Raw genomic sequence first — 11,405 nt, 5'->3', positions numbered from 1 at the left:
GGTTAGTGCGATGCTTTGTATGAAAGTCCAATGGCATGAAACAACGGCGGCGCTCGATCGTTCAATCGGCGCCGGCTCGACGCATGCGTTGCAAGCGGGTCAGTTGCAGGCTTGCCGGCGCCACGCGCCGGGCGGCACGCCGACCCATTGCGAGAATATTCGCGTGAAATGACTCTGATCGGAGAAGCCGCAGGCGATGGCGATTTCCGACAGGGAATAGTCCGAATGCTTCAGCAGGTCGCGGGCGCGGTCGATACGCCGTTCGAGCAGCCATTGATGCGGCGTGCGATGCGTGGTCTCGCGAAACGCGCGAATGAAGTAGCTGCGTGACAGATTGCACGCGCTTGCGATTTCCTCGATCGAAACGTTGCCTTGCGACTTCGCGAGCAGCATGTCCTTGGCGCGTGCTTCCTGCAAACTGGAGAGGCGGCGGCTTTTCTTCTCCGATTGCGGCGGCGCGTTGCCGTACCGATCGAGCAGATGGGTTCCGATGGTGACGCCCAATTGTTCGGCGAAGAGCGGGCTGGCCTCGCTCTGCCGGTCGAGCGTGAGCGCCAGCACCTGGGCGAGATGGCCGAGCACCGGGTCCTTGTGCCCGGCCAGCGGCGCGAGCCGCGGCACGCTCGCGCCGCTTCGCTCATAGCAGGCGTTCGCCATGAAAGCGCGCGACAGTTCGATCAGCACGAAATCGAAGCCGCTTTGCAAGTCGGCTTTATAGTCGTCCGCGAAGTCGCGAATGTAGATGCTGTCCTGTTCGAAGTCGTGCGAGGTCCAGCGGTGGCCCGAGAAAATACGCCGGCGATGCCCGGTTTTCAGCGACACGCCAATCAGAAAGCCGCGCTCCGAACCGTGCATGGCAACGGCGCTGGCCTTGTTGTCGCGCGTGCATTTGCGATGGAACCTGAACTCGCCGGTGTCGAGTTCGAGATCGCGGTACAGGTGGCTCGACAGGCAGCCGAGCGAGTCCTTCGGGCGTGCGGCCGTGGCGGCGGATGTCTGAGTATCGTCAAGCATGGATCGTCACCTCGATTCGTCGCGCAGCGGTCCCGCTACCTCGGTAATTTAACCGAAAATAACGAAATGTAATTATTCGTCATTATGGCTTACCGGTCGCAATCGGTCGAATGACGAGTTCAATCTCCAACGCACGCGCGGCGCGTTTTTCCGGCGAGCCAGGTTCGCCAGGAAAACGCGCCGCGCATGGGCAACGAGCGTTGCCCCGATTCATCCCGGGATCAGCGCCCGGGCTTCGGCATCAGCTTTGCAAGAACTCCAGCAGATCGGCGTTGACCTTATCCGCCAGCGTCGTGCACATGCCGTGCGGCGCGCCCGGATAAACCTTCAGCGTGGCGTTCTTCACCAGCTTCGCCGAGAGGCGCGCCGAGTCGTCGATCGGCACGATCTGGTCGTCGTCGCCGTGCAGGATCAGCGTGGGGACGTCGATCTTCTTCAGGTCGGCGGTGTAGTCCACCTCGGAGAACTGCTTCACGCATTCGTACTGGCCGAGTATCGAGCCGAGCATGCCTTCGCGCCAGAACTCGTCGATCGTGCCTTGCGAGGTCTTCGCGTTGGGCCGGTTGAAGCCGTAGAACGGCATGGCCAGGTCCTTGTAGAACTGCGAGCGGTTCGCCGCCACGTTCGCGCGAATGCCGTCGAACACGGACATCGGCAGGCCGTTCGGGTTGCTCTCGGTCTTGACCATGATCGGCGGCACGGCGCCGATCAGCACGGCCTTGGCGACCCGCGAGGTGCCGTGGCGGCCGATGTAATGCGCGACTTCGCCGCCGCCCGTCGAATGGCCGACGAGCGTCGCGCCCTTCAGGTCGAGCGCGTTGATCACCGCGGCCAGGTCGTCGGCGTAGGTATCCATGTCGTTGCCGTGGGACGGCTGATCGGAGCGGCCGTGGCCGCGGCGGTCGTGGGCGATGACCCGATAGCCCTTCTGCACGAGGAAGAGCATTTGCGCGTCCCACGCGTCGGCGTCGAGCGGCCAGCCGTGCGAGAACACCACGGGCTTGCCGGCGCCCCAGTCCTTGAAGAAGATCCGCGTGCCGTCTTTTGTGGTTACCGTGTTCATCGTGTGTCGCTCTCCATGCTGTGAGTGGGATGCACTGCCTGCGTGCGGATTGCCGCCGGCCGCCGCGGCGGCCATCGCGACGCCCGGCGCGGCCATGGCGGCGACTGCCGCGCCGGCCGCGCCAGCGCCCGCAACCAGCAGTTGCCGACGATTCGCCGAGGGGATTGCGGATGGGTTAGCCAAATTTCTCTCCAGTCTTGACGTTGATGAATCGCTGTTCTTGACGATGCATGATGCGACATCGCAGGTTTCAATCGTAAGACTGCGCGCACTGTATTGAACTTCAGATTGCTTAAATCTTCTTAACGGGCATGCCGTCAGGCGTCGATCCGGCGGCGCAGGCCGTCTCCGGCGAGCGGCATGTCGCGCAGGCGCTGGCCGGTCGCGTCGAACAACGCATTGCCGAGCGCGCCGGCGGTCGGCCCCATCGACGCTTCGGCCGCGCCCAGAAACGGTGCGCCGGGGCGGTCGAGCAGGTGCACGTTCAGGCTGCGCGGCACGGCGGAGAACCGCAGGATCGGATAGCTGCTCCAGTCGAAGCTGCGGATGCGCCGCGTGTCGAACTTCAAGGCCTCGTAGAGCGTCCAGCTCGCCGACTGGATCACACCGCCTTCGATCTGGTTGCGGATGCCGTCGGGGTTGACGATCTGCCCGGAGTCCACCGCCACTTCCGCGTGTTCGAGCGTCACCTGACCGGTCTCGCGCACGACGGCAACCTCGACGGCGATCGCCACGTACGCCATCAGGTTCTTGTACTTGCCGAACGCGAAGCCGACGCCGTGATTGGCCTTGCGCGGCGCGCGCGGCCAGCCGAATTTCTCGGCGGCGAGGCGGATCACGTCGCGTGCGCGCGGGTCATGCAGATGCTTCAGACGGAACGCGACCGGATCGGCGCCCGCCGCGGCGCTGAGTTCGTCCATGAAGGACTCGATCGTGAACACGTTCATGTGCGCGCCGAGCGAGCGCATCGCCGAGGTATGCAGCGGCATGGTCGGCGAGAAATGGTTCATCACGCGCAGGTTCGGAAACGTGTACAGCGGAATCGCGTTGCGGTCGCCGCCGCCTTCGGGCTGCACCATCGGCACCGAGGGCGCCGGCGTGAACGGCTTCTCCAGCAACTGCGCCGGAATCAGCCGGCCGGCGTTGACGATCCGCTCGTTGTGCGAGCTGCTCCACAGCGCGTAATCCCAGTCGACGATGCCGCCGCCGGCGTCGAGCGAGGCCTTCGCTTGCGTGACCATCGCGGGCGTGTAGTGGTCCCACGTGTGTTCCTGTTCGCGCATCCATTGCACGCGAACCGGGCGGCCGGCCATGTCGCGCGCGATCAGCGCGGCGTGCGCGGCGACGTCGTCCGCGCCGTTGTGGCCGTAGCAGCCCGAGCCTTCGACGTGGACGCAGCGCACGTTCTCTTTCGGCAGCGCGAGCATTTCGGCCAGCGCGTCGCGCAGCGGATAGACGCCTTGCGAGTGCGTCCACACGGTCATGTGGCCGTCCTTGAACTGCGCGACCGAGCACGACGGTCCGATCGAGCCGTGCAGCATGTAGCGCTTGGTGTAGGTCGCGCTCAGCGTTTTGAGCGGCGCGCCCGCCGGGCCATGCGTGTTGGCGATCTCGATGTGTTCGGTGGAAATCTGTTTGAGATCGCGGTGCACGGTGGCGGGATCGGGCAGCGCGTGCCCCGCGCTCCACTGGCTGCCCGCCGCGAGCGCGCGTTGCGCCTGCACCGCCTGCCATTCGCCGCTGGCGACCACGGCCAGCATGCTGCCGTCGCGGATCACGTCGACCACGCCCGGCATCTTCAGGACATCGGGCGTGTTGGTGCGCAGCAGTTGCGCGCCGTACACCGGCGGCAGCACCACGCGCGCATGCAGCATGTCCGGCATGACCATGTCCTGCACGTAGCTCGGGCCGCCCGTCACCTTGCCCGGTATGTCGAGACGCGGCAACGAGGTGCCGATCACGCTGAAGGTCGCGGGATCTTTCAGCGGCGACTCGGGTGTGGCTACGCGATGCAGGTCGACCAGGCCGACGGCTTCGCCATAGGTCATCGATCTTCCATCGGGCGCCTTGATGATCGCGTCGTGCGCGCTCAACGCGCTGCCGCTCACGCCGAAGTGTTTGGCCGCCGCGCCGACGAGCAGCCCGCGGACCTGCGCCGCCGCGTTCAGCAGCGCGCTGCCGCTATCGGCGATGGTGTGGCTGCCCGCAGTGAGTCCTTCGTCGGGCGACGCGCCGGTGTCCGCGGTCAGGAAGGTGATCAGCGACGGCGCCATGCTCAGTTCCTCGGCCGCGACCTGGAGCAGCGCGGTGCGCACGCCCGTGCCGAGTTCCACCTTGCCGGTATAAACGGTCACCCTGCCGGCGGGATCGATCTTGATCCACGCGTCGAGATAGGGATTGGTTTTCAGGCTGCCCGCCAGCTTCTCGGTGGCTTTCGCGATGTGCACGGCGGCGCCTTCGTCGGCGATCACTTGCTGCGCGAGCGCCTTCGCGCCGGGGAACAGGCTGAAGCTCACCGCTAGCGCGCCGGACATCATGAAACGGCGGCGTCCTTCGTCGATGCCGTTGATGTCGTCGATCCTGTCGATCTTGTCGTGGACGCTCATTGCGTGCCTCCGTGGTTCGCCGTGCGTGGTGGCTTCGCGGCGGGCACGCCGTCGCCGGCCGGCAGATGCGCAACCTCGCGGATCGCCGCGAGAATGCGCATATGCGTGCCGCAGCGGCACAGGTTCGGCTCCATATGCTCGCGCAATTCGCTTTCCGTCGGATGCGGATTGCGATCCAGCAGCGCCTGCGCGCGCATGATCATGCCGGCGATGCAATAGCCGCACTGCGCGGCCTGATGCTCGATGAACGACTTCTGCAACGGACCGGGATGCTCCGCGGTGCCGAGACTTTCCACGGTGCGCACGGGCCGCGCGCCGATCGACGAAACCGGCACCAGGCACGAGAAAACCGCTTCCCCGCCGACGATCACGGTGCATGCGCCGCATTGCCCGAGACCGCAGCCGAACTTCGCGCCGTGCAGGTGCAGACCGTCGCGCAACGCATAAAGCAGCGGCGTGGACGGGTCGATATCGAGGGCGTGCTGCACGCCATTCACGGTAAGCGTGATCATCGCGCGTTGTTCTCCTTTCTGACTTTCGCCACGGTGGCTTCGACGTCGTTCCACGGGCCGCGCTGCGAATACGCGGCGCGAATGTAGGCGGCGAGATCGGCGATTTGCCGGTCGCTATAAATCTCGCCGAAGGCCGGCATGTAGTTCATCGTGTCCGCGCCGTGCCAGCCGATGCCGCCGAGCATCATCTGGATCGCGTTGCGCGGCGTGGCGGCATTCACCGCGGTGCTGTACGCGAGGGTGGGGCGCTCGCCGATTGCCTGCATCGGCGCGGCGGGTCCGTGGCATTGCGCGCATGACGCGCCGAACAGGATCGCGCCGCGCTGCGCCGACGCGGACGTTTCGGCTTGCGTTCTGCCTTGCGTTTCGCCTTGCTCAGCAGCCTGTGCCGATACGTTCGCGACAGCGGGCCGCGGCTTCTGAAGCGACAGGATGTAGGTGGCGATGGCCTCCACGTCCTGCTCGGGCACGCTGGCGAGATCGCGCGTGACGGGCAGCATCGGGCCGGCCGCCGCGCCGTGTTCGCTCGCGCGGCCGCTGCGCAAATAGGCGACGAGCTGCTCTTTCGTCCACGGTTTCGGCGCGCCGCCGAGCGCATTGAGCGCGGGCGCTTCCCAACCGTCGACCATCCCGCCGTCGAACGCGTGGCCCGACTTCTCGCCGCCGATCGCGTCGAGCGGCGAATGGCACGAGGCGCAATGGCCGAGGCCATCCACCAGCAGCTTGCCGCGATTCCATTCGGCGTCTTTCGACGTCTCCGCGGGACGCTCGCCGGCACGCAGGAACAACACGTTCCAGAATGCCAGCAAGGGCCGGAAGTTCAGCGGGAAGATCAGGTCGTTAGGCGGCGCGCTCGCGCTGACCGGTTCGCGCGTCATCAGATACGCGTATGCCGCGGCAATGTCGGGATCGGACATGCGCGTGAAGTGGATGTACGGAAACGCGGGATACAACAGGTGCCCGTCGCGCGCCACGCCGTGACGCACGGCGCGCGTGAACGCTTCGAGCGACCAGTTGCCGATGCCGGTCTGCACGTCCGGTGTGATGTTGGTGGCGTAGATCGTGCCGAACGGCGTGGCGAGCGGCAGGCCGCCCGCGAACGGCTTGCCGCCCTTGGCCGTGTGGCACACGATGCAGTCGCCCAGCGCGACGACGCGCGCGCCCGCGAGCCTCGTCTGCGAATCGAACGATGAAGCCGGCGGCGCACTGAGCGGCGCGATTGCGGGCTTCCACATCGACCACACGGCGACGATCAGCGCGGCGACGATCAGCGCGCCGGTTGCCGCTAGCAAGATTGGCTTGCGAGTCATCAGGCACCTGTCAATGAAGTATCTCGAGCAGCGTATCGCCGCCGTCACGCGAATTCCTTAAAGCCACGCTTAAACGTTGTGAAACCGTACCGTGACCGGTTCCGCTCACGCGCTGTGCCGCGCCGCATGCGGACGGCCGATCGCCAGGTAGTGAATCAGCGCGACGAGCGGGAATGCCGTGGCGACGCCGGCGACCAGCGTCCATCCGCCGTGCTCATAGAGGGGACTCGCGAGCGCCGAGCCGAACGCGCCGCCGACAAAAATGCTCGTCATGTACAGCGCATTCAGACGGTTTCGGCTCGCGGCATGCAGCGCATAGATTTCGCGCTGGCCGAGCACCATGTTCATCTGCACGGCGAAGTCGAGCACGATGCCGGTCGCGACCAGCCCCACCACGCCCCACGCGGGATGGATCAACGCAGGCGTATAGGCGAGCGCGCCCACCACCAGCGCGATCAACGTCGCGCGCACCGTGTGGCCCGCGTCGGCGAGACGTCCCGCAACCGGCGCCGAGGTCGCGCCGATCGCGCCGACCAGCGCGAAGATGCCGATCGCGGTTTGCGAGAGTCCGAACTGCCGGGTCAACTCGATCGGGATCGCGGTCCAGAAGAGGCTGAACGAAGCGAACATCAGCGCCTGATACAACGAGCGGTGGCGCAGCACCGGCATCGTGCGGATCAGATGACCGAGCGAGGCGATCAACTGGAAGTACGTGGCCTGGTGATCCGGCTGGCGGCGCGGAATAGTGAGCGCGAGCACGCTGGTGACGATCGCCATCAACACCGCCGCCGCGGCGAATACCGCGCGCCAGCCGAAGTGCCCGGCCACCACGCTGGAGATCGGGCGCGCCAGCAGAATGCCGAGCAGCAGTCCGCTCATGATGGTGCCGACCACCTTGCCGCGCGATTCGTCCGGCGCGAGATGGGCGGCGAGCGGAATCAGGATCTGCACGGCCACGGAACTGAAGCCGATCAGCAGCGAAATTGCGAGCAACCCGTCTGGCTGGTGCGCGAACGCGGCGGCGGCGAGACTCACGATCGATACCAGCGCGGTGGCGATCATCAGCTTGCGGTTTTCCAGCAGATCGCCGAGCGGCACGAGAAAGAACAGCCCGAGCGCATAGCCGATTTGCGTGAGCGAAACGATCAGGCTCGCGGTGCCGCCGGACATGTGAATGTCCGGCGCGATCAGTTCGGTGATCGGCTGCGCGTAGTAGAGATTCGCGACGATCGCGCCGCAGCAGAAGGCGAATAGCGCGATCAGGCCGCGCGTCAGTTTGACGGGGCCTGGGCTTGCGGCGGTGATGGATGCGTCGGTCGACATGAGCAACTCCTGAAATGAAAAAGCGGGAAAGCGGAAAGAGCGGGAAAGCGGAAAGAGCGGGAAAGCGGAAAAAGCGGCGGAAAGAGCCTCGGATCTAACCGGCGATATTCATCAAACGGTCGCCGAGCGAAATGCCCAGATCGGTCATGCGCTTGCCGCGTTGCAACTGCTGGCTCTCCCAACGCGTGAGCAACGCATCGATGCTCGTGTCGGCTTGCCTCGCACCCGCCAGCGCGAGCGCGAGCGCATGCGCGTTGGCCGCGGCCTTGGCGGTGCTGCCCGCCGTATGGGGACGCGGCACCGATGCGGCGTCGCCGATCAGCACCACACGTCCGAACACCATCCTGGGGGTGCGCAGGTCGACGATCGGCTGCATGAACGGCTCGCCGGTTGCATCGACCAGCGCGCGAAACGTCGGCCCGAGCAAGGCTTTTGCATCGAGCCGAAGCTGCTCGACATCGGCGTGCTTGGCCGTGCCAGGCGGCAGCGAGAAAGCGCGCGCCGCGCCGTGACGGTCCACCAGCAGTTCATTGAGCCGGGCGCGGTCGTACTTGCGATACCACACCCAGTTCCAGCGACGCTCGCCGGCCGCGGTCGAGTCGTTTTCGCCGGGAATCAGATAGGCGAGTGCCGAGTGTTCGTCGCCTTGCTGGAACGTAAAGCGCTCGCGCAAGATGTCCGCGGCGAAGAGCGGCAGATCGGGTTCGGCGACGAGTCCACGCCATGCCGCATAGCCCGCGTAGGCCGGCACGATCTCGGGCAGCAGGCGGCGCCTGAGCGTCGAGCGGATGCCGTCCGCGCCGATCAGCAGATCGGCGCGCTCGCTGCGGCCGCTTTCGAAGCGCGCGACGATCTGCTCGCCGTCCATGCGGAAGTCGCTAAAGGTCTCGCCGGTATGCAGGCGCGCCGCGGGCAGCGCGTTTCTCATGGCGCTGTACAGCAGGCTCCATGAAGTCTGCATTTGCGGCATGAACAGTTGCTCGACGCGCCTGTCCTCGCGATCCAGATAGATGCGTTCGCCCGACGCCACGCCCGGCGGATCGGGCAGGGCGACGCCCGCGAAATGCAGCGCGTCCAGCACGTCCGGTTGCAGCACGATGCCGCCGCCGCGGCTGTCGAGCTGATTGGGCGAGGTCTCGAACACGTCCACGTCCCAGCCGGCCGCGCGCAAGGTGGTGGCCGAGAACAGTCCGCCGAGCGAGCCGCCGATCACCACGGCGCGCGGTGCGTCGAGCGCGTTCATGCCGCGCTCCGTTGCATGGCGGCACGCAGCGCGTTCGCGAACACGGCGCCCGGTTGCGCGCCGCTGATCAATTCGCCGGCAATCGAGATCGTCGGCACCGAATGAATGCCGAGGCGCTCCGCCTCGTCGCGTGCGGCCTCGATGTGCGGCGTGCCGGAAGCGGCGAGCAGATAAGCGCGAACTTCATCGGCATCGAATGCGTGTTCGGCGGCGATGTCGATCAGCGTGTCCAGCGAGCCGATGTCGCGGCCTTCCGAAAAGTAGGCGGCATAGATGGCTTGATATAGCGCGGCGGTCTGCCGGGCTCGATTGAGCGCTTGCGCGAACTGCATCAGACGATGCGCGAGCCGCGTGTTCGGCGTGCGCAGCACCTTGTCGTAATTGAACTGCGCGCCCGCCGCGAGACCCGCCGCGGCAACCTGCGCGTCCATGCCTTGCGAGCGCGCCCAACTGCCGAACTTGCGGGTGCGATAGTCGCGCCGGTTCATGCCTTCGGCGGGCATCGCCGGATTCAACTCGAACGGCACATAGTGGATCGCCACGCGCGCCTCGGCGCCCGACTCCGCGAGCGCCGCGGCGAGATTCCGCTGGCCGATCCAGCACCACGGACAAATGAAGTCGTAATGGACCTCGACCTGAATGGTTTGCATGCTGCACCTCTCGCTAAGTAACGACGACAGGTTATTCGTTGCGCGCCATTGAGTGAATACGTCTAGAATGCAATCCCCCGTTGCGTGTGACGCAACCAAACCCGCATTGAGGCCGTGCATGGACAAACTCCTGGCCCTGAATACCTTGCTCGAAGTGGCCGACGCCGGCGGCTTTTCGAAGGCCGCGCAACGTCTCGGCGTGGCGACCTCGTCGGTCACGCGTCTGATGGATGCGCTCGAAACCTCGCTCGGCACCGCGCTGCTGACCCGTACGCCGAGAAAGGTCAGCCTCACCGACGCCGGCATTGCCTACGTCGAACAGGTCGGCAAGGTGCTCGACGATCTGGCCGAGGCGGACGAAAGCGTGTTCGACAGCGGCGCGTCGCCGGTCGGCGCGCTGCGCATCGCGGTGCCCTCCGCGTTCAGCCGTCTGCGGCTCGCGCCGCACCTCGCCGCCTTTCTCGCCGAGCATCCGCGCGTGTTTCTCGACGTCGTCGTGGCCGATCACTACGCCGACCTCGCGCTCGACAGAATCGATATCGCGATCCGCATCGGCCTGCCCGATCGCGACGCGAATCTGGTCGTCAGAAAGCTCGCGGACAATCCGCGCTATGTCGTGGCGAGCCACGACTATCTCGAACGCAGCGGCACACCGCCTACGCCGCAGGCGCTCGATTCCCACGAGTGCCTGCGCGTCGCCTATGGCGGCGGTTACCGCACGCGCCAGGTCTGGAGCTTCCGCCGCGACGGCGCGGAAGAGCGCGTCGAAGTGCGCGGGCATCTGCTGTCGAACAGCATCGACATCCTGCTCGAAGCCGTTCTCGCCGGACGCGGCATTGCGTTGCTGCCGGAATGGCTCGTCGCCGCGGAGATTCGCGCGGGACGCCTGATGCGGCTGTTCGAGCAGTTCGAGGCGACGCCGCACAATGGCGACGCCGTGGTCTATGCGGCGTATCTGCCCAATCGCCGCCATTCCAGCAAGGTGCGCGCGTTCCTTCAGTTTCTCGGAGCGCGGCTTCAGTCCGCGCTGGAAGGCTGACGCACCGCGCGCGTGCTTACGAATGGCGTCCCGATTCGAACAGGAACCACACGCGCTGCTCCGCTTCGTCGATCCAGTTTTCCAGCAGGCTCGCCGTGGCGACGTCGCCGTATTCGTCGCATAGCGCATGCGTTTCGCGCATGTAGCCCGCCAGCGCCAGGTTGTCTTCGCGCAATTCCGCGAGCATGTCGCTGGGCGTGACGAACTCCGCGTCGTTATCGGCGATGCGTTGCAGCTTCGTGATCTGCCCCGCCGAGCGCAGCGTCTTGCCGCCGATCTTGCGCGCGCGTTCCGCGATCGGGTCGGTGGTCGCGTAGATCTGATCGGACTGGTCGTCGAGCAGCAGGTGGTAGTCGCGGAAGTACGGCCCCGACATATGCCAGTGGAAATTCTTGGTCTTCAGATAGAGCGCGAACACGTCGGCCAGCAGGGTCGTCAACGCGGCGGCGATGTCGCGCGTCGCGTCTTCGCCGAGGCTGGTCGGTGTCTTGAGCGGCGCGGCGCGATGCGCGGCTGCGGTCTGTGCGTCTTTCATGGCGGTTCCTTTTAGCAGGCCGTTGAAATATCCGTCGTTGATGCGCTCAGATGCATTACGACGGATGCTGGGTTTGCACTTTTGAAACGCGGAACACGATTGCGGGCATT

10 protein-coding genes are annotated in these 11,405 nt (G+C 65.9%); 1 reads left to right on the top strand and 9 read right to left on the bottom strand.

The window, feature by feature from the left end; genetic code table 11:
* Positions 1-99: 99 nt before the first annotated feature.
* The 8 genes from BUE39_RS11745 to BUE39_RS11710 all read right to left on the bottom strand — a co-directional run bounded on the left by BUE39_RS11745 (position 100) and on the right by BUE39_RS11710 (position 9,721).
* Positions 100-1,014, bottom strand: a complete 915-nt coding sequence (locus tag BUE39_RS11745) for a helix-turn-helix transcriptional regulator (RefSeq protein WP_073428840.1) — start codon at positions 1,012-1,014, stop codon at positions 100-102.
* A gap of 241 nt (positions 1,015-1,255) precedes the next feature.
* Positions 1,256-2,077 carry an alpha/beta fold hydrolase gene (locus tag BUE39_RS11740; RefSeq protein WP_083082953.1) on the bottom strand — a complete coding sequence of 274 codons (822 nt, stop codon included), beginning with the start codon at positions 2,075-2,077 and terminating at the stop codon, positions 1,256-1,258.
* A gap of 317 nt (positions 2,078-2,394) precedes the next feature.
* Positions 2,395-4,683 carry a xanthine dehydrogenase family protein molybdopterin-binding subunit gene (locus BUE39_RS11735; RefSeq protein ID WP_073428838.1) on the bottom strand — a complete coding sequence of 763 codons (2,289 nt, stop codon included), beginning with the start codon at positions 4,681-4,683 and terminating at the stop codon, positions 2,395-2,397.
* Positions 4,680-5,195 carry a (2Fe-2S)-binding protein gene (locus BUE39_RS11730; protein WP_073428837.1) on the bottom strand — a complete coding sequence of 172 codons (516 nt, stop codon included), beginning with the start codon at positions 5,193-5,195 and terminating at the stop codon, positions 4,680-4,682. Before BUE39_RS11730 ends, BUE39_RS11735 begins: the two co-directional genes overlap by 4 nt.
* Complete coding sequence (locus BUE39_RS11725) at positions 5,192-6,505, bottom strand: c-type cytochrome (protein WP_073428836.1); 1,314 nt, start codon at positions 6,503-6,505, stop codon at positions 5,192-5,194. Before BUE39_RS11725 ends, BUE39_RS11730 begins: the two co-directional genes overlap by 4 nt.
* A 105-nt stretch (positions 6,506-6,610) precedes the next feature.
* Positions 6,611-7,828 (bottom strand): MFS transporter, encoded by a 1,218-nt coding sequence (locus tag BUE39_RS11720; RefSeq protein ID WP_073428835.1) that lies wholly within the window; start codon positions 7,826-7,828, stop codon positions 6,611-6,613.
* Positions 7,829-7,922: 94 nt separating this feature from the next.
* Entirely contained in the window at positions 7,923-9,071 is a 1,149-nt protein-coding gene (locus BUE39_RS11715; protein WP_073428834.1) for an FAD binding domain-containing protein, read from the bottom strand.
* Positions 9,068-9,721, bottom strand: a complete 654-nt coding sequence (locus tag BUE39_RS11710; RefSeq protein WP_073428833.1) for a DsbA family oxidoreductase — start codon at positions 9,719-9,721, stop codon at positions 9,068-9,070. The genes BUE39_RS11715 and BUE39_RS11710 overlap by 4 nt, the downstream gene beginning before the upstream one ends.
* Before the next feature lie 118 nt (positions 9,722-9,839).
* On the opposite strand from BUE39_RS11710, the gene BUE39_RS11705 reads away from it, so the two are divergent.
* The gene (locus BUE39_RS11705; protein ID WP_090518752.1) at positions 9,840-10,760 is read left to right on the top strand and encodes a LysR family transcriptional regulator; all 921 of its coding nucleotides are present in this window, start codon (positions 9,840-9,842) and stop codon (positions 10,758-10,760) included.
* Between the two features lie 16 nt (positions 10,761-10,776).
* On the opposite strand, the gene BUE39_RS11700 is transcribed toward BUE39_RS11705, so the two are convergent.
* Positions 10,777-11,295: a Dps family protein gene (locus tag BUE39_RS11700; protein ID WP_073428831.1), complete on the bottom strand. Its 519-nt coding sequence runs from the start codon at positions 11,293-11,295 to the stop codon at positions 10,777-10,779.
* Positions 11,296-11,405 lie beyond the last annotated feature (110 nt).

The sequence above is a fragment of the Paraburkholderia terricola genome (assembly GCF_900142195.1).
Classification (GTDB): Bacteria; Pseudomonadota; Gammaproteobacteria; order Burkholderiales; family Burkholderiaceae; genus Paraburkholderia; species Paraburkholderia terricola.
Note: the sequence above shows the minus strand (reverse complement) of the source record. Positions and strands in the feature narration are given on the sequence as shown.